The organism is Candidatus Dormiibacterota bacterium (assembly GCA_036495095.1).
Classification (GTDB): Bacteria; Chloroflexota; Dormibacteria; order Aeolococcales; family Aeolococcaceae; genus CF-96.
Genome location: DASXNK010000211.1, coordinates 30,519 through 47,636, shown reverse-complemented (window position 1 = coordinate 47,636; position 17,118 = coordinate 30,519). Strand labels below are relative to the sequence as shown.

At 73.4% G+C, this 17,118-nt stretch carries 17 protein-coding genes; 8 read left to right on the top strand and 9 right to left on the bottom strand.

From position 1 onward, the window contains the following. The first annotated feature begins 363 nt into the window (after positions 1–363). Positions 364–1,083: a Crp/Fnr family transcriptional regulator gene (locus VGL20_21990; protein ID HEY2706364.1), complete on the top strand. Its 720-nt coding sequence runs from the start codon at positions 364–366 to the stop codon at positions 1,081–1,083. Positions 1,084–1,090: 7 nt separating this feature from the next. Here the strand turns inward: VGL20_21990 and VGL20_21985 are convergent, their stop codons facing one another. The 5 genes from VGL20_21985 to VGL20_21965 all read right to left on the bottom strand — a co-directional run bounded on the left by VGL20_21985 (position 1,091) and on the right by VGL20_21965 (position 5,887). Further along, a complete protein-coding gene (locus VGL20_21985) occupies positions 1,091–2,455 on the bottom strand; it encodes a TrpB-like pyridoxal phosphate-dependent enzyme (protein HEY2706363.1) in 1,365 nt (454 codons plus the stop codon). Between the two features lie 55 nt (positions 2,456–2,510). Then, complete coding sequence (locus VGL20_21980; GenBank protein HEY2706362.1) at positions 2,511–2,855, bottom strand: VOC family protein; 345 nt, start codon at positions 2,853–2,855, stop codon at positions 2,511–2,513. Between the two features lie 2 nt (positions 2,856–2,857). Then, positions 2,858–3,334 carry a transcription elongation factor GreA gene (greA, locus tag VGL20_21975; protein ID HEY2706361.1) on the bottom strand — a complete coding sequence of 159 codons (477 nt, stop codon included), beginning with the start codon at positions 3,332–3,334 and terminating at the stop codon, positions 2,858–2,860. Positions 3,335–3,458: 124 nt separating this feature from the next. Continuing rightward, a complete protein-coding gene (locus VGL20_21970) occupies positions 3,459–4,265 on the bottom strand; it encodes a methyltransferase domain-containing protein (GenBank protein HEY2706360.1) in 807 nt (268 codons plus the stop codon). Then, positions 4,265–5,887, bottom strand: a complete 1,623-nt coding sequence (locus VGL20_21965; GenBank protein HEY2706359.1) for a radical SAM protein — start codon at positions 5,885–5,887, stop codon at positions 4,265–4,267. The genes VGL20_21970 and VGL20_21965 overlap by 1 nt, the downstream gene beginning before the upstream one ends. Positions 5,888–6,142: 255 nt before the next feature. Here VGL20_21965 and VGL20_21960 point away from each other — a divergent pair, with 255 nt between their 5' ends. From VGL20_21960 to VGL20_21950, 3 genes are all read left to right on the top strand, one after another. Further along, on the top strand, positions 6,143–6,841 hold the full coding sequence (locus tag VGL20_21960; protein HEY2706358.1) for a hypothetical protein: 699 nt from the start codon (positions 6,143–6,145) through the stop codon (positions 6,839–6,841). Between the two features lie 223 nt (positions 6,842–7,064). Next, a complete protein-coding gene (locus VGL20_21955) occupies positions 7,065–7,436 on the top strand; it encodes a hypothetical protein (protein HEY2706357.1) in 372 nt (123 codons plus the stop codon). A 174-nt stretch (positions 7,437–7,610) separates the two neighbouring features. Further along, entirely contained in the window at positions 7,611–8,045 is a 435-nt protein-coding gene (locus VGL20_21950; GenBank protein ID HEY2706356.1) for an NUDIX hydrolase, read from the top strand. Between the two features lie 25 nt (positions 8,046–8,070). Here VGL20_21950 and VGL20_21945 read toward each other — a convergent pair whose 3' ends face one another. From VGL20_21945 to VGL20_21935, 3 genes are all read right to left on the bottom strand, one after another. Beyond that, the gene (locus VGL20_21945) at positions 8,071–9,576 is read right to left on the bottom strand and encodes a CYTH and CHAD domain-containing protein (protein HEY2706355.1); all 1,506 of its coding nucleotides are present in this window, start codon (positions 9,574–9,576) and stop codon (positions 8,071–8,073) included. Then, a complete protein-coding gene (gene ppk1 / locus VGL20_21940) occupies positions 9,573–11,660 on the bottom strand; it encodes a polyphosphate kinase 1 (protein HEY2706354.1) in 2,088 nt (695 codons plus the stop codon). The genes VGL20_21945 and ppk1 overlap by 4 nt, the downstream gene beginning before the upstream one ends. A 112-nt stretch (positions 11,661–11,772) precedes the next feature. Next, positions 11,773–12,228, bottom strand: a complete 456-nt coding sequence (locus VGL20_21935; protein HEY2706353.1) for a hypothetical protein — start codon at positions 12,226–12,228, stop codon at positions 11,773–11,775. A gap of 563 nt (positions 12,229–12,791) precedes the next feature. On the opposite strand from VGL20_21935, the gene VGL20_21930 reads away from it, so the two are divergent. Further along, entirely contained in the window at positions 12,792–13,559 is a 768-nt protein-coding gene (locus VGL20_21930; GenBank protein ID HEY2706352.1) for a response regulator transcription factor, read from the top strand. Here VGL20_21930 and VGL20_21925 read toward each other — a convergent pair. Beyond that, the gene (locus VGL20_21925; protein HEY2706351.1) at positions 13,516–14,628 is read right to left on the bottom strand and encodes an ATP-binding protein; all 1,113 of its coding nucleotides are present in this window, start codon (positions 14,626–14,628) and stop codon (positions 13,516–13,518) included. The genes VGL20_21930 and VGL20_21925 overlap by 44 nt on opposite strands. Before the next feature lie 157 nt (positions 14,629–14,785). Between VGL20_21925 and VGL20_21920 the strand changes: the two genes are divergently transcribed. The 3 genes from VGL20_21920 to VGL20_21910 all read left to right on the top strand — a co-directional run bounded on the left by VGL20_21920 (position 14,786) and on the right by VGL20_21910 (position 17,117). Further along, entirely contained in the window at positions 14,786–15,490 is a 705-nt protein-coding gene (locus VGL20_21920) for a response regulator transcription factor (GenBank protein HEY2706350.1), read from the top strand. A gap of 95 nt (positions 15,491–15,585) precedes the next feature. Next, a complete protein-coding gene (locus tag VGL20_21915; protein ID HEY2706349.1) occupies positions 15,586–16,662 on the top strand; it encodes a glycerophosphodiester phosphodiesterase in 1,077 nt (358 codons plus the stop codon). A 161-nt stretch (positions 16,663–16,823) separates the two neighbouring features. After that, the gene (locus tag VGL20_21910) at positions 16,824–17,117 is read left to right on the top strand and encodes a DUF3562 domain-containing protein (GenBank protein ID HEY2706348.1); all 294 of its coding nucleotides are present in this window, start codon (positions 16,824–16,826) and stop codon (positions 17,115–17,117) included. The last annotated feature ends 1 nt before the right edge of the window (position 17,118 follow it).

The window sequence follows — 17,118 nt, the reverse complement described above, 5'->3', positions numbered from 1 at the left end:
CGTCCTGCTGACCGAGTACATGCGGTTCCCCTCCTGCCCGGACGTGAGGGGATATTGTCGCCCGGCGCACCCGACCGGCGCCGGTCACCAGTTCGCGTGGGGGTCAGGCGCCGATCTGGAAGCTGCCGGAGAGCGGCGGGCAGCGGGGCCGCCCCCAGCATGGCGGCGGCCAGCCCGGCGCCCCCGATCCCGACCACACGACCTCGCCGCATCGACCCGCCCTCCCCGTCCTCCGGACTCCCGTATCAGGTAAGACGGTGCGGGCGGCCCGGACATTGCCACCGATCACCGGGGAGACGTCCGACGCCGACGTTCCCACGTACAGGGGATGACGCCACCTCGACCGTGGGAGAACATGTCCCGATGCCCTCCGCCCTGACCACCCTGCCCCTCTTCAGCGAGCTCGACCGCGCCGACGTCGACCGCCTGGTGGCGCTGATGTCCACGCAGAGCTTCCGCCGGTCGGAGCGCGTGATCACCGCCGGCGACGGCCGCTCCCACGTCTTCGTGCTCACCGAGGGGCGGCTGCGGGTGTGCTCGGTCACCTCCAGCGGCCGGGAGGTGACCCTGCACCGCTTCTGCTCGGGGAGCGTGCTCGGCCTCGCCAACCTGGTCTCGGCGCTGCCCCCGGCGGTCGACGCCTTCGCCGAGACCGACGGGGTGCTGCTCCGAGCGCCCGCCCGCGAGGTGGTGACCCTGATGGGCTGCGTGCCCCGGCTCGGGCTCGTCCTCCTCCGCGAGGCGCTGCGCCAGCTGCACGACGCCGAGGAGTTCGCCCGCCGCCTCTCCCAGTCGTCGGTGGAGCGGCGGGTGGCCGCGGCCCTGCTCGAGGCGGGAATCCCGCCGGAGGGCGCCCCCACCTCCCGCGAGCACCTCGCCAGCCGCGCCGCGGCGAGCCGCGAGTCGGTCTCCCGCACCCTCCAGCGCCTCGCCGGCCAGGGTGTGCTCGAGATCACCGGCCGGCGGGTGCGGCTGCGCGACGAGGAGGCGCTGCGCCGGCTCGCCTCCCCCAGCAACGGCGTGCCCTGCTACGGCGGCGCCGAGGACGAGCGCATGCCTCCCGGCATGTGCACGCCCGAGTGAGGCCCGCTCAGCTCAGCGCGGGCACCGGCGGGAGCTCCGTCAGGGCGCTGTCGATGCGGGCCTGGGGCAGCTCGACGTCCTCGAGGCGGCCGGCGAAGTAGGCGTCGTAGGCGGACATGTCGAAGTGGCCGTGGCCGGAGAGGTTGACGAGGATGGTCCGCGCCTCGCCCGCCTCACGGGCGGCCAGCGCCTCCTCGGCGACGGCACGGAGCGCGTGGGAGGGCTCCGGGCCGGGCAGGATGCCCTCGGTGCGGGCGAAGCGCACCGCCTCGGCGAAGCACTCGTTCTGGGTGTAGGCGCGAGGCTCGACGATGCCGTGGCGCACCAGCGCGCAGAGCGAGGGGGCGTCGCCGTGGTAGCGCAGCCCGCCGGCATGGATCGGGTCGGGGACGAAGTTGTGGCCGAGGGTGTGCATCGGCACCACCGGGCCCATGCCCGCGGTGTCGCCGAAGTCGTAGGCGTAGACGCCGCGGGTGAGGGTGGGGCAGGCGGCGGGCTCGGCGGCGACGAACCGGGTGGCGGGCTGCCGCCCGCTCAGCCGCTCGGCGATGAAGGGATAGGCGAGCCCCGCGTAGTTGGAGCCCCCGCCGACGCAGCCGACCACCACGTCCGGATAGGCACCGGCGATCTCCATCTGCTTGATCGCCTCCAGCCCGATCACGGTCTGGTGGAGGAGCACGTGGTTGACCACCGAGCCCAGCGCGTAGTGGGTGTCGTCACGGGTCGCCGCCTCCTCGACCGCCTCGGAGATGGCGATGCCGAGGCTGCCGGGCGACTGCGGATCGCGCTCCAGCACCGAGCGCCCGAAGCTGGTGCGGTCGGTGGGCGAGGCCGCCACCTGCGCTCCCCACGTCTCCATCAGCGCCCTCCGATAGGGCTTCTGGTCGTAGGAGATGCGCACCATGTAGACGAACACCTCGATGTCGAACAGCGCGCCGGCGAACGCGAGCGCCGAACCCCACTGTCCGGCGCCGGTCTCGGTGGCGAGCCGGCGGATGCCCTCGGCGGCGTTGTAGTACGCCTGCGGCACCGCGGTGTTGGGCTTGTGCGATCCCGCGGGGGACACCCCCTCGTACTTGTAGTAGATCCGCGCCGGGGTGTCGAGCGCCTTCTCGAGCCGGTCGGCGCGGTAGAGCGGGGTCGGCCGCCACATCCGGTAGACGTCGCGGACCTGGTCGGGGATCTCGATCCAGCGCTCCGCCGACACCTCCTGCTGGATGATCGCCATCGGGAAGAGGGGGGCGAGGTCGGCCGGGCCCATCGGCTCGAGAGTGCCGGGATGGAGGAACGGACCGAGCGGCTCGGGCAGGTCCGGGAGGATGTTGTACCAGCGGTCGGGAAGCTGGTCCTCGTCGAGAAGGATCTTCTTCATGGCGCTCTCCGGGCTGCTCGTTCTCGTCGCACGATCCGGCCGACGAGGATACGCCTCAGATCGCGGTGGGGTGCCGGGGCTCGTAGAGGAGGACGGGGAGGTCGCCGGGGAGCAGCATGGTGATGGTCAGTCCCCAGCGCTGCTCCCCGCGATCGTCGCGAAAGGCGATGCCCTTGGCACGCAGCTCGGCCACGGTGGCGTCGAGGTCGTCGCACATCAGGCTGATCTCGTGGTGCGGGGTCCCGTCGGGGTGGACGGCGAGCTCCGCCGGGGGCAGGGCGAAGATCAGCCAGCCGCCGCCGGCGTCGACGTGGCTCCAGCCCAGGACGTCCCGGAGCACGTCCCGCAGCTCCTCGGGCTTGGAGCTGTAGAGCAGCCCGTGGACCCCGGTGACGGCCACGGTCAGGAGCGCCCGGTGACGGTGAGGATCTCGATCTCGCGGGCGCCCCCGGGGGTGTTGAGCTTGACCCTGTCGCCGGCCCTGTGGCCGAGCAGGGCCTTGCCCACCGGCGAGCCCGCCGAGATGCGGCCGGCGGCGGGATCGGTCTCGGTGGGGCCGACCAGCTGGAGGGTGGTCTCGCCGAACTCGTCGTGCACGGTCACCGTGCATCCCAGCTCGACCACCTTGGCGTTCCTGGGGACGTCGATGATCACGGCGCGGCGCAGCGTCTCCTCGATCTCGGCGATGCGGCCCTCCATGATGCTCTGGTCCTCGCGGGCCTGGTGGTACCCGGCGTTCTCGCGCAGGTCGCCCTGCTCGCGGGTCTGGGCGATGAGCGCGACCACCGCGGGGCGCTTCACCCGGACGAGCTGGTCGAGCTCCTCCTCGAGCGCCTTCCGCCCCTCGGCGGTGATGGGGATGTCGGGGTGGACGGCCAAGTGCGATTCTCCGAGCTGGGGTTGCGGCCTCTGGTCCGGCCGCATACACCTTACATTCCTGTGAAGGTCGGCGCGCCCACCGTCGGGGTTTGTCAGCCCGGCTCGGCGATCCCCCGGTTGACGGCTACTCCCTCTGCGCCACCAGCATCGCGTAGCCGGCGACCCCGTCCCGGACCGCGGCGGCGGCCTGGCCGGTGAGCTCGGCGGCGCGCTCGAAGTCGACCCCGGCGAGCGCCGGCATGGTGGAGCGCATCATCCGCAGCGCTCGCAGCCGGGCGTCGATCTGCTCGACCATCCGGGCCAGCGCGGCGTCGTGGCGCTCGGTGTGCACGGTGCGCAGCCCCGCGGCGGCGAGGATCGTGGAGTACTCCTCGAGCGGCCGGGCGTCGGCGAGGCAGGCGACCCAGCCGGCGAGGCCGGCGAGCTCCCCGGTCAGTCCCGGGGGGGCGATGGTCACGTCGGTGATGCCCAGCCGCCCTCCGGGACGCAGCACCCGGGCGAGCTCTCGCGCCGCGGTGGCCTTGTCGGGGAAGGTGCAGAAGGCGCACTCGCACACCACCGCGTCGAAGCTGGCGCCGGGGAAGGGCAGGCGTTCGGCGTCGCCGACGTGGAAGCGCACCCGCCCCGCGAGGCCGCCCTCGCGGGCGGCCTCGGTGGCCCGGGCCACGTTGCTCTCGGAGAGGTCGACGCCGTCCACCTCGACGGGGTGCTCGGTGGCGGCGACCAGGGCGGTCGCCCCCGGCCCGCTGGCGACGTCGAGGACGCGGCCGCCGGAGCCGAGGCCGAGGTGGCCGAGCAGCCCGCGGGTGAGGGTGAGGCCGCCGGGGTGATAGCTCTCGCCGAGCACCATCGCGACCACGTCGCCGGAGTACGCGGCCGCGCAGCAGCTCTTGGTGAGCTCGGGGGTCTCCGAGGGCAGGCTCCCGGCCATCACTGTCGCTGCGGGGGGACTCCCCCGCTCCCCCCCGACCGCAGCCCCTTCCCGGTGTTGGTGCTGTCGCGGGGGGCGTGGCCGCTGCCGTCGGCGGGGGCGTCGCCGCTGCCGCCGCCGTTGGTGCGCACCGTCTTGGAGCCGTAGCGGGTGACCTCGAGCATCGCCTGCAGGGGCTGGGCGTTGGGCACCAGGGTGGGGATGCCGACCCCGCTCATCTGCTCGCGCACCTGCTCGCGATAGCCCACCGAGTTGTAGGCGCAGAAGGGGATCAGCCTGCCGTCCGGGGTGATCTCCTCGACGCAGCACTTCATCAGCTGCTTGACGTTGAGGGTGTAGGGGTCCTGGAAGTCCTGGATCACGATCATGAACGCCTTCGAGGCGAGGTCGCGCAGCGCCTCGGGCAGGTCGATGCCGCAGGTGGCGCATTCCAGCTGGTCGGTCATCTGCGCGGTGCCGGGCATCGCCGACGCGCTGTAGAGCTTCTCCAGCGCGGTGCGCACCTGCATGTCGGGCATCACCCGGTTGGAGACGTAGTCGAGGTAGTCCTCGGGGTTGACCATCCGGGTGATCGGCAGCACGTTGCCGTCGTCGACCAGGCAGTAGCTGATCGAGCGGCAGGTGGGGAAGCAGCACGGCACCGGGAAGAAGTCGTCGGTGCGGAACCACTCGGGGAGCTGATCGGCGACCAGGTGGATGATGTCGGAGTTCGTCAGCCGGGTCATCGGGTCGAACTCGACGTGGCGCCCGGAGTGGGTCACCGGCTGGAAGGCGATCGACCGCACCGCGGGGTGCTCGATGCCGTAGCGGATGATGTCGCCCACCTCGTCCTCATTCATGCCCCGCTCGACGGCGGCGACCAGGGTGACGGTCAGCCCGGCGTTGGCGCAGTTGTCGAGGGCCCGCTTCTTGCGCTCGCGGAGGTCCTTGCCGCGGATGGCGCGGTGGGTGCCGACCTTGAAGCCGTCGAACTGCATGTAGACGTTGACCTTCAGCTCGCCGAGGCGGTTCACGAAGTTCACGTCGCTGGCCAGGCGGATGCCGTTGGTGTTGAGGTTCACCGTCTTGATCCGCTTGGTCTTGCAGAGCTCGATGATCTCGAGGATCTGCGGGTGGATGGTGGGCTCGCCGCCGCTGAGCATGATCACCTCGGCCTCGCCCTCGCTGGCCACGAAGACGTCGAGCATGCGGTCGACCTGCTCGAGGCTCAGCGAGTAGCCGTCCGGCTGGTGGCCGGAGTCGGCGAAGCAGATGGGACAGTCGAGGTTGCAGTTGGTGTTGACCTCGATGATCCCCAGGCAGGCGTGCTGCTTGTGCTCGGGGCAGAGGCCGCAGTCGAGCGGGCAGCCGTCGACCACCTCGGTCTGGAACTCGAGGGGGATGGTGCCCGGCTTGTTGAAGCGCACCGAGTCGAAGTACATCCTGGCGTCGCCGTAGACCAGCGCCTCGAACTCGCCGTGCTCCCGGCAGCGCTTGCGGAGGTACACCTTGTCGTCGCGGACGTTGACCTGGGCGTCGATCACCGCCTTGCAGACCGGGCAGATACTCTTCGTGAACTCGACGAAGACCTCGTCGCGGTCGACCTTCTTCCGCACCGAGGCGGGCGGGCTCGGCTCAGTGATCACAGTCACACCCCTCGTCGACGCTGGCGGCGGCTCTCGCCGCAAGCCTATCCGGGCCCGTTCCACCCGTCCGTGACATCCGTCACATTTGGCGCGTCTCGGCGCTGTCGCGCCTGTGACGCCACCGTGCCGCCCTGTCACGAGTGCGGGAAGGCCGCAGGGAATCGCCCACCGGCATCGTTTCCTGTCGATGTCGGGGTCTCCCCTCTCCCCGGCAGACCCAGGTGGGGTGTCGCCCACCGAAGGACACCCCCCATGGCTCAGATGTCCCCCACCCGGATGGTCGTCGTCGTCGCCGCCGCCGCCGCCTGCGGCGCATCCAGCGCCCTCCTGTTCACCTCGAGCTCGAGCGGCGTGGTCGCCAACTCCTCCTCGCCTCCCTCGGTGGCGGCTGCCGGGGACAGTGGTGGCGACGGCGGCGGCGGCGGCTCCGCGGCCGGCGGCGCCGGCCTGCTGCTCGGCGCGTCCCCGGACCTGCCCTCGGCCTCGGCCTCGGCCCTGCTGCCGGCGCTCCCGTCGCTGACCGCGGCCGCGACCGCCGCGACCGCCGCCGGTACCGCACCCCTGTCCGGCACCACCCCGGCCAGCGGCGCGTCCCCGGGCCCGGCCCTCACCGTCGCCAGCGTGCCCGCGCTCATCGCCCTGGTCGGCACCGGCGTGCACGGCGTCGTCTCCACCGCCGGCTCGGCGGTCGCACCGGTGCTCGGAGCCGCCACCGGGGTGGTGTCGGGTCTCACCGGCGCCGGCGCCCATGCCTCGGGCGGATCGGCGCAGGCCGGCGGCGGCTCGGCCGCCGTCACCACCCCGGCCGCGGCGGTGACCCTGCCCGGGCTGCCGCCGGTCAGCTCACTCACCGGGACGCTCGACGGCGCCGTGACCTCGGTCGGCGGCGCGCTCGGCGCCGCCTCCCCGGCGCCCGCGTGCCTGCCCCTGCTCGGCTGCCTGGGCCGGTAGCGGATCCCCGGCCGGGGACGGGGCGGGCGCGGAGGGGGCGCCCGTCCCCGTCTCCGGCGTAGGATCGGTGAACATTTTGCCGGTGGTTAAGCAGGTCTTAACCACTCTGTCCACGTGTTTTCAACAGACTCCGCACACTTTTCCCACGTCGGGAGACCGGGGGCGTCCGGGGGGGAAACTCCGGCTGGCCCGTGCGATCCGACCCTGGCGGAGGAACGAGCACATGAGCCGGCGTCACCTGACGGCGGAGGAGCCGGGCTGCATCTGGGAGTATGGCTGGGACCCCCAGCGCCAGACCTTCTACGCGCGGCTGCTCGCCGGTGAGGAGCCGGTGGAGCAGGAGCTTGCCCGCTTCGGCACCCGGGTGCGTGAGATCCGCAGCGTCGACGTGCTCATGTACCTGATCGGGATGCGGCTGCCGGCCCCGCGGCTGGCGACGCTCGAGGACGACCGGCTCACCGACTCCGACGAGGTCGAGCCCCGTGCGGCGGCCGGTCCCGGGGCCCAGCGCGCCCTGCTCGCCGGCCGTCGCGCCGCCGCGCCGCTGCGCCCGGGCGCGCCCCGGCTGGGGATCGTCTCCGCCCCGCATCGCTGAGAACGCGCCATCCGCGCCGCACGCCGCGGATGCCTGCCGGAACGTCCGTCTCCCCCCTGGACCTTAATCGGGCGTTAGCCCCCGGATCGGGGGGCGCGCGCACACTGAGTTGACATGGGAACCGGAAGGGCACCCCAGGCGCGGGCCGGATCCGCGCCGCAGAGAGGGGAGATCGTGCAGCTGAGACCCACCACCGCCGTGTCGGTGCGCGCCGCCGGAGGCGTGGTCTGGAGGCCGACCACCGGCGGCGACCGCGCCTTCGCCGTGGTCCACCGTCCCGCCTACGACGACTGGTCGCTTCCCAAGGGCAAGCTCGCCACCGGCGAGACCGAGATCGAGGGAGCGCTGCGCGAGGTGGAGGAGGAGACCGGCATGAGCTGCCGTGTCGACCGCCCCCTCGGCACCACCAGCTACATCGACCGCAAGGGTCGCTCGAAGGTGGTCGTGTACTGGCTGATGCAGGCCACCGGCGGCACCTTCGAGCCCAGCGACGAGGTCGACGAGGTGCGCTGGCTGCCCCTGGGCGAGGTGCTCGCGCTGCTCACCTACGCGCGCGACCGCACCCTCCTCGGCGCGCTCCATCCGGAGCGGCTCGAGGTCGCCCGCTAGCAGCCGGCCGGCCCGGTCAGCCGCCTCAGAACCAGGTTCGCAAACTGCGGTCGGTGGTGCGCTTCCAGGCTGCGGGCCACTGGCGGCGCGCCTCGTCGGCGGCGGCCCGCTCCAGCGCCCAGAGCTGGCCGGCGGCGAAGGGCTGGCCGGACTGCGGGCCGTGTTGGTGCAGCCAGTCGCCAGCGATCACCGCGTCCTGGTGCTCGCCGAGGACAGTCTGCAGGTTGGTCACCGCGGCGGCGAAGCGGGTGGCCCGCGGGCCCATCACCGGGGCGACCGCCTCGGCGGCGTAGCGCACCCGCTTGGCGCGGATCCGGAGCGCGTGCAGCTCGGCGTCGGGGCTGGTGGCGTCGAGGCGGCGGCCGTCGCGCCAGAGCTTCGACCAGGGGATGTCGACGAGGCCGGGCAGCACCTTGCGGGCGGGGCCGTCGGCCTCGGTGGTGAGCATCGGGCTGTGCGCGGCCAGGACCAGGCGGTCGAGGAGGGCGACGTAGCGCGGGTCGTGGAGGGCCGCGAGCAGGCCGTCGCGGGCGCCGGCGACGCCGGTGACGAGCTGGTCGGCGACGTGGCGTCCGGCCTCGACGTCCTGGGCGGGGAGGCGCGAGGCGGTGGCGTGGATCCGCTCGGCGAGCACCTCGGCGTCACGCACCGTGCCCAGCTCGGCGGCCAGCCAGCGCAGCTCCTCGCTCAGTGACGTCGCCCAGGCCTCGTCGACGAGGGGGGCGAAGGTGCGCAGGTCGGAGCGCAGCCGCCGGGTGGCGACCCGCGCCTGGTGCACGTCCTCGGGCTCGCCGCCGAGCCGCACCCCGGGATCGTGGCGGAGCAGCCGGGCCACCGATGCGGCGATGGCGCGGCGTACCACGGCGCCGGCGGTGGCGGCGCCGTCGAGCGACTCGGCGACCACCTCGGGGGGGCCGACAGCGGTGGTGCCGAGGGCGCGCACCAGCTTGGGGGTGGGATCGGCGGCGCCCGCGCCCCCGGCCCGGAGGCGCTCGACGATGGCGTCGAGGAGGGCGTCGCTGCCGTCCGCCGCCATCTCCACCTCGAGCTCGCGGAAGCGGCCGGTGACCTTGCGTCCCTGCTGCACGTAGACGTCGTCGTCGTCGATCTCGGCGAGCAGCCGGCCGTCGGCGCTGAGCACCGACACCGCCCGGCGCACCGTGCGCATCCGGACCACCGTGGAGAGCGACGCGGTGCGCACGTAGGCGCGCACCAGGTCGACGGCCGCCTCCGGGGGCGCGGACGGCGGCCCCGGGAAGTTGTGCTCGTCGCGCACCAGCAGCGCGGAGTGCTCGACCTTGGGGAGCTTCACCGTCCAGCCCTCGCCGGCGCGGTGGCGGAGGGTGCAGCCCCAGCGGATCAGCCGCAGGTCGGGGGTGTCCCAGTACACGGTGGTGAGCCGGCGCTCGTCGGCCGCGGTGATCACCACGTCCTCGGCCACCGAGCCGAGATCGAGGAGACGGAAGTCGGGCGGGGCCGCCAGCTTCAGCTCGCGCTCGCGGTGCACCGCGGGTGGCGTGGTGGTGCTCATGCCTCGGCCCCCAGTGCGCGGGCGCCGTCGCTGTCGCGCCCGTCGGCGCGGCCGCGGGCCAGCTCCGCCAGCCGTTCCTGCGCGTTCACGCCGCTGCGGCGCGGGACCCGGTGCCAGCCCCCGTCCGCGTCCAGCGTCCAGGAGAGGCAGTCGTCGGCGAGCAGCACATCGACGATCTCACCGAGGCGCGCCTGCAGGCCGGTGTCCGTGACCGGCACCAGCGCCTCGACGCGGCCGTCGAGGTTGCGGCTCATCATGTCCGCGGAGCCGATGTACCAGTCGGCGACGGTGTCGGCGCCGAATCGGAAGATCCGCGAGTGTTCGAGCCAGCGTCCCGCGATGGAGCGGACCCGGACCCGCTCCGACATCCCCGGCACCCCCGGTCGCACCCCGCAGGCGCTGCGCACGATCAGGTCGACCTCCGCTCCGGCGGAGGATGCGGCGTACAGGGCCTCGACGATCGCGGGGTCGACGAGATGGTTGAGCTTCATGAAGATGCGGCCTCGGCGGCGGGTCTCGCGGTGGATCAGCTCCAGCAGCCGGGGACGGAGCGTGGTGGGAGCCACCAGCAGCCGGCGGAAGCGGCGCTGCCGGCTGTAGCCGGTCAGGTAGTTGAAGAGGTCGGTGAGGTCGGCGCCGAGCTCGGGGTCGCAGCTGAGCAGCCCGAGGTCCTCGTAGAGGCGCGCGGTCTGCTGGTTGTAGTTCCCGGTGCCGACGTGGCAGTAGCGGCGGATGCCGCCCGCCTCACGGCGCACCACCAGCGCGGTCTTGGCGTGCGTCTTCAGGCCCACCAGCCCGTACACCACGTGCACGCCCGACTGCTCCAGCACCCGCGCCCAGGCGATGTTCGTGGCTTCGTCGAAGCGCGCTGTCAGCTCCACCAGCGCGACCACCTGCTTGCCCGCCTCGGCGGCGGCCACCAGGGCGCGGACGATCGGGCTGTCGGGGCCCGAGGTGCGGTAGAGCGTCTGCTTGATGGCGAGCACGTCGGGATCGCGGGCGGCCTGCTCGATGAAGGCCTCCACCGAGGTGCTGAAGCTCTCGTAGGGGAAGTGCACGAGCACGTCCCCGCCGGCGATGACCTTGAACAGGTCGGGCGGCCCGTCGGGGGCTGCCGCCAGCCGCGGCTGGGTGGCGGGCTTGAGCGGCGGATCGTGGAGCTCGGGGCGGTCGAGCCGGTGCAGCGCCCAGAGGCCGGCGAGGTCGAGCGGGCCGTCGATCCGGTACACCGCCTCCTCGCCGATCTCGAGCTCGCGCATCAGCAGGCTCAGCACCCCGGCGTCCATCGTGGTGTCGAGCTCGAGCCGCACCACCCGGGGCGAGCGGCGGCGCATCCGCAGGATCGCCTCGACGGCGGTGAGCAGGTCCTCCGCCTCCTCCTCCTCGAGGGCGAAGTCGGCGTTGCGGGTCACCCGGAAGGGGTGCTGGCCGAGGATGCGCATCCCCGGGAAGAGCTGCTCGAGGTGCGCGGCGATGAGCTGCTCCAGGGGCACGAAGCGCTCACCGTCGGGCATCACCACGAAGCGCGGCAGCAGCTGCGGCACCTTCACCCGCGCGATCCGGGTGGCCGGGCTGTCGGGATCGCCCACCACCACCGCGAGGTTGAGCGAGAGATTGCTGATGTACGGGAACGGGTGCGCGGGGTCGACGGCGAGCGGGGTGAGGACGGGGAAGACCTGCTCCTCGAAGACGCGGTCGAGGTGGGCGCGGTCGTCGTCGTCGAGCGAGCGGTAGTCGGAGAAGCGCAGCCCGGCGGCCTCCAGCTGGGCGGCGACCTCGCGGAAGACGGAGGTCTGACGGGCGACCAGCTCGAGCGCACGCTCGCGGATCGCCTCGAGCTGGAGGCCGACGGTGAGCCCGTCGGGGGACAGCGTGAGCAGGCCGGCGTTCCGCTGCTCGGTGAGGCCGCCGACGCGCACCTGGAAGAACTCGTCCAGGTTGCTGCTGAAGATGGCCAGAAACTTGGCGCGCTCCAGCAGCGGCAGGGCCGCGTCCTCGGCGAGGGCGAGCACCCGGGAGTTGAAGTCGAGCCAGCTGAGGTGGCGGTTGAGATAGCGCAGGCTCTGGGCGGCGACCAGGGTCAGCGCCGGCCCGTGCTCGGACGCCTCCGCGGCACCGGGGCCCTGCGACGCTCCGTGGACCACGCTCAGCGAATCGGTTCCGTCGTTCCCGTCGGTCACCGGCTGCGGTCGACCCTCATCCGGGGCGGCCGCGGCGCTGCGACGGCGACCGCGGCGCCGCCGGGGCCGCGGCGGCGGGGGCGGCGGGGGACGGCGTGCCCCGGCGGATCGGGGTGGCGCGAGCCCGCACCGGCGCGGGCGCGGTCGCGGGGGCAGCGGTGGCGGGTGCCGGTGCGGGGATGATGGCGGTGGTCGCGGGGGCGGCGGTCAGGGCGGTGGTCTCCGGCGCGGACGTCGCCGCCGCCGGGCCGGCGCCGTTGGCCGCCGCGTCGGGCCGCTTGCCGGAGGTCTTGCCCGCCTGGCGGGCTGCAACAGCGGCGGCGAGCGCCATCTCCGCCTCCTGCAGGGCGGTCGCGAGCTCGCCGATGCGACGCTGGGTCCGCTCGGCGCGCGCGACCAGCTTCCCGTGGGCGGCTCGCTTCCGCTCCACGCGCCGCTCGAGCGCCTCGATGGTCTTCTTGAGCTTCGCCACGTGCTGTCCTCGGGGTGTCCGGGGCGCCGGCTCCTGGAGTCCGCCGGGGGCGCCCTCTCGCCTCGGCCCTGGGTGTGCGCCGCCCCATCTGGTCGATCTCGCACCCGGGCCGTACCGCCGACGCGGGGCCGCGAGTATACAGAACAAATCTGTCAATCCAACACACACACAAATAGCAGCACGTGCGCGCGCCGCGGTTCCGAACCCCCCCTGTCGGACACCGCGTGGTGGTCCCCCCCGAGAAGGCCCGGACCTGCGAGCGGTCCGGGCCCAGGGGGGAGGGTTCGGGAACGGCGACGGACGTGGCGAGGCCGGCCACTCCCGGGCACCCTGGTTCTTCACCCGGGATCGGCACCCGAGGGGTGGGCGCCACCGCACCAGAGTGCCCCATCGGCGGCGAACGGCGGGCAACCGCAGGCTTAAGATCCGGGGTGAATCGGCGGTCCCCCCTGCCTCCTCACCGATCCTTAACATCTCGATCGACCGCCGTTCACCGGCAGCACCGCACGATACGCCGTGGACCGTTGACAGGTCGTTGTCGGTGGCAGGGGAGGCGGGGTGCGATGGCCAAGCGGGTGCTCGTCGCCGTCGGCGAGCCGGAGGGCCGCGCCGCCCTGGGGCGCGCCCTCGGCGAGGAGGGCTACGCCGTCGCCGAGGCGGCGACCGGCTCGGAGGCGGTGGTCGCCGCCCGCCGGCTCCAGCCCGACGCGCTGGTCCTGGACGGGCGCTTCGCCGACATGACCGGTGCCGCCGTGGTCGCGGCGGTGCGCGAGGAGACCAACGCCCCCATCCTGGTGCTCACCGGCGAGGACGACGCCGCCGAGCAGATCGGCTGCCTGCGCGCCGGGGCCGACGTCTGCGTGCCCAAGCCCTACTCGATCCGCGAGGTGCAGGCGCGGGTGCTGGCGATGATCCGCCGCGTCGACCTCAGCAACGGCCGCCCCGGCGGGGGCGCGGAGGTCGAGCACCTCGGCGACTTCCGCCTCGACCGGGCGGCGCGGACCGTCCACGTCGCCGGCACCGAGGTGGAGCTGACCCTCAAGGAGTTCGACCTGCTCTCCTTCCTTCTCGCCCACGCCGGCCGGGTCCAGTCGCGCGAGCGCATCCTCGAGCAGGTCTGGGGGAACGCGCTGGGCGACCGCCGCACCGTCAACGTCCACGTCCGCTGGCTCCGCGAGAAGCTGAACCGGTTCGACACCATGCCGCTGCGCATCACCACCGTCACCCGTGCGGGCTACCGCCTCGACCGGCTCGACGACCGCGCGGTCGCCGCCGCCGGTGCCGGGGTCAGCCCCTCCGGCGCCGCAGCGACGTCGTCCCCGCGCCCCTGAAGGAGGGGAGGAGCACCACGAAGGTGGCGCCCCGGCCGGGCGTCGACTGCACCGCGATCCGGCCGCCGTGGGCCTCGACGGTGTGCCGGGCGATCGCCAGTCCCAGGCCGCTGCCCTCGCCCTCGCGGCGGCGCGAACGGTCGGCCTTGTAGAAGCGCTCGAAGACCCGGCGGAGGTCGTCGGGAGCGATCCCGCAGCCGGTGTCGGTGACCTGGATCTCGACCATGTCGGCGTCGGTCTCGACGGCGCGGCGCGCCGACACCGTGATCGAGCCGCCCTCCGGGGTGAACTTGATGGCGTTGTGGACCAGGTTGCGCACCACCTGGCCCAGCCGCGGTCCGTCACCGTAGACGTGCGGCGTGCTGGGGTCGACCTCGTAGCGCAGCTGCAGGCGGCGCTCGTCGGCAAGCGGGCGCAGCCGCTCGGCTGCGGCCACCAGCTCGGTCACCGGGGTCGGCTCCATGCGCATCGGCAGCCGGCCCGACTCGATGGTGCTGAGCTCGATGAGCTCGGCGACCATCTGGCCCATGTGCGCCACCTCGAGGCCGATCTTCGACACGAACTCGTGGGCCACCCCGGGATCGTCGAGGGCGCCGCCGAGCAGGGTCTCGACCAGCAGCTGGATGGCCGCGACCGGGGTGCGGAGCTCGTGGGACACGTTGGCGACGAAGTCACGCCGCACCGTCTCCAGCCGGCGGACCCTGGTCTCGTCGCGGAGGATCACCGCGACCTCGACGGTGGTGCCGGTGGCCTGGTCGACGACGGGGACGGCGTGGGCGAGGACGTGGCGCACGTCGAGGGGATCGCTGAGCTCGCGCTCGACCGCGGTGCCCGACGACAGGCATCCGTCCACCAGCAGGCAGACCCGGTAGTCGCCGACGCACTCCTCGAGGCGCAGCCCCTCGGGGTGCTCGGGCAGCTGCAGCAGCAGGCACGCGGGAGGGTTGGCGCTGCGGATGAGGTGCTGCGCGTCGACGACCAGCACGCCGTCGCGGAGGCTCTCGACCAGCCGCTCCAGCAGCAGCGGGGGCATCGTGGAGATCTCCGTCCCGCCATGCGGCGTGCTCATCGACCCCGAGTATAGGGGCGCCGGTCCTTCACCACCCCGCCCGGCTGAGCACGGTTAACGGACCCTTAAGTGGCCGATAACCCGCCCCGCCCCCGGCGCACCGCACCATGCAGGAAGTGGTCACCGGCATCGCAGATTCCCAGGCGCGCACACGCTGATGCCGAAGCGCATCCTCGTCGTGGAGGACGAGGCGAACATCCGCCAGACGCTGCGGTACAACCTCGTCAAGGAGGGGTACGAGGTCAGCGAGGCGGGCACCGGCCCGGAGGCGCTCAACGAGGCGCGCCGCATCCGTCCCGACCTCATCCTGCTCGACCTCATGCTGCCCGAGCTCAGCGGGCTCGAGGTCTGCCGCATCCTCCGCCAGGAGATGGCCACGCCGATCCTCATGCTCACCGCCAAGGGCGCGGAGATCGACAAGGTGGTCGGCCTCCACGTCGGCGCCGACGACTACGTCACCAAGCCGTTCTCGCTGACCGAGCTGATGGCGCGCATCAACGCGCTGCTGCGCCGGGTGGAGCTCAGCGGTCAGAAGGGCGGCCAGCCCTCCGACGTCGAGCAGCTCGACGGTTTCAAGCTCGACCGCGGCGCGCGCACCGTGCACGTCGGCGAGGAGGAGGTGCGGCTGGCGCCGAAGGAGTTCGACCTGCTGTCGTTCATGCTCGCGCATCCCAACCGCGTGCACTCGCGCGAGAGCCTGATCCAGCAGGTCTGGGGGAGCAACTTCTACGGCGACCGCAAGACCGTTGACGTGCACGTGCGCTGGCTGCGCGAGAAGTTCGAGCGCTTCGAGGCCATCCCGTTCCGGATCACCACGGTGTTCGCGGTCGGCTACCGACTCGACCAGTTGCCGCGGAGCTGATTCGCCCGCCGCGTGAGGGCGTTTCAGCACACCCCCGCACGATCTTAAAGCCCCCTTCCCCCCTCTGGATGCGCGCCGCGCCTAGCATGGACAGCGTGACCTCCACGCTCGCGGCCCGGCTCGACGAGCGGCCGGGGCACACCGTGGAGGAGACCGGGCTGCGGCTCGCCGCGTGCACCTGGTGCGGAAGCCGGCGGCGCGCGCTCGACGAGCGCGCCGGCGGGCGCATGCGCGAGAGCTGCCTCCGATGCGGGGCCGAGCACCGCCGCGTCCTCGAGACCGAGCGCGGTGCGCCCGGGCGCGGCTGCACCGAGGCGGTGGCGGCGACGCGCTGGGTGGCGCACGCCGGCCTCGCCGCCGCGCGTCCCGGCGGAGCCCCCACCCGCGAGACCATCGACGAGGTGCTGCGCGCCGACGTCGACTGTGTCGAGCTCGACGTCTGCGCGACCGCCGACGGCGCCCTGGTGCTGCGCCACGACGCGCGGCTCGCCAGCGGCCGCCGGCTGTCGACGGTGACGCTCGACGAGCTCCGCCGGCGCGGCCACGACCTGCTCACCCTCGACGAGGCCGTCGAGATGGTGGCCGGGCGGGTGCCCCTGCTCATCGACGTGAAGACCCGCGAGGTGGCCACCCCCCTGGCCCGGTGGCTGCAGCGTCACCGCGGCCTCGACGTGCTCGGGGTGTGCAGCGACGAGCGGGCGGTGCTGATCGAGCTGCGCCGGGGGGCGCCGGCGGTGCCGCGCTGGTGGAGCCTGCCGGCCATCCCCGCCACCTCGCCGGAGTGGGCGGGCGCGGTGGTCGAGGTGCTCGCCCAGCGGCGCGGCCTGCGCGGCCTGGTGCCGCCGCTCACCGATCTCGGCAGCCTCGCCCGTGACCGTCCGCTCTGCCGTGAGGACCTGCTCCACCTCGCCGCCATCCCCACCCGTCGCTGGCTGCCCGGCCAGCTGCCGCGGCTCGCCGCCGAGGTGGCCCCGGCCGGGCTGGCGGTCGCCCACGGGGCGATCACCCCGGCGCTGTGCGCCGCCGCCGAGCGGCTCGGGCTGCTGATGGCCGCCTGGACGGTCAACCGGGTCGGCCTCGCCCGCCAGGTGCTCCGCTGCGGGGTGCAGATCATCATCAGCGACCGGGTGGTGCCGCTCCGCCGCGCGCTGGCGGCCGCGTCCCGCTCCTGACCCGCCGGGCAGTGGTGTCGCGGGTCCCCCCTTCTTAACCATTTGTTCTTTTCTGCTTGGCCCCGCGATCGGAGGGGGGGTGACAGACTGGGGGAGCAGCACCGGCATCGCGTCCTTGGGGGGAAACCAAGCGTGCCCATTCGTGCCCGGGCGGGCGTGGCATGACCACGCCGCACCGCATCCCGCCTGCGCTGGAGGCCGCCGCGGCCTCGCTCCGCTCCCGCTACGCCGACCGGCATCCCGCCGATGTCGTGGAGAACACCCTGCTCGACGCCTACCAGCGGCTGGCGGCCAACGCGAAGGTGCAGGACTTCGTGCCCATCTTCGCCGAGCGCACCGCCCGCCAGACGCTCGAGTCGGGCGGCGACGCCGTGCTCGAGGGCCAGGCTCAGCCGGCGGCGCGCCGCCGCGCCGCGTCCAGCCGCCGGAGGGCCGCCGCCGCCGGCTCCGAGTGAG

Coding starts and splice junctions, on each gene's coding strand:
- VGL20_21990 (HEY2706364.1), top strand. CDS start 364: ATGCCCTCCGCCCTGACCACCCTGCCCCTCTTCAGCGAGCTCGACCGC.
- VGL20_21985 (HEY2706363.1), bottom strand. CDS start 2,455: ATGAAGAAGATCCTTCTCGACGAGGACCAGCTTCCCGACCGCTGGTAC.
- VGL20_21970 (HEY2706360.1), bottom strand. CDS start 4,265: ATGGCCGGGAGCCTGCCCTCGGAGACCCCCGAGCTCACCAAGAGCTGC.
- VGL20_21960 (HEY2706358.1), top strand. CDS start 6,143: ATGGCTCAGATGTCCCCCACCCGGATGGTCGTCGTCGTCGCCGCCGCC.
- VGL20_21955 (HEY2706357.1), top strand. CDS start 7,065: ATGAGCCGGCGTCACCTGACGGCGGAGGAGCCGGGCTGCATCTGGGAG.
- VGL20_21945 (HEY2706355.1), bottom strand. CDS start 9,576: ATGAGCACCACCACGCCACCCGCGGTGCACCGCGAGCGCGAGCTGAAG.
- VGL20_21930 (HEY2706352.1), top strand. CDS start 12,792: ATGGCCAAGCGGGTGCTCGTCGCCGTCGGCGAGCCGGAGGGCCGCGCC.
- VGL20_21925 (HEY2706351.1), bottom strand. CDS start 14,628: ATGAGCACGCCGCATGGCGGGACGGAGATCTCCACGATGCCCCCGCTG.
- VGL20_21920 (HEY2706350.1), top strand. CDS start 14,786: ATGCCGAAGCGCATCCTCGTCGTGGAGGACGAGGCGAACATCCGCCAG.
- VGL20_21910 (HEY2706348.1), top strand. CDS start 16,824: ATGACCACGCCGCACCGCATCCCGCCTGCGCTGGAGGCCGCCGCGGCC.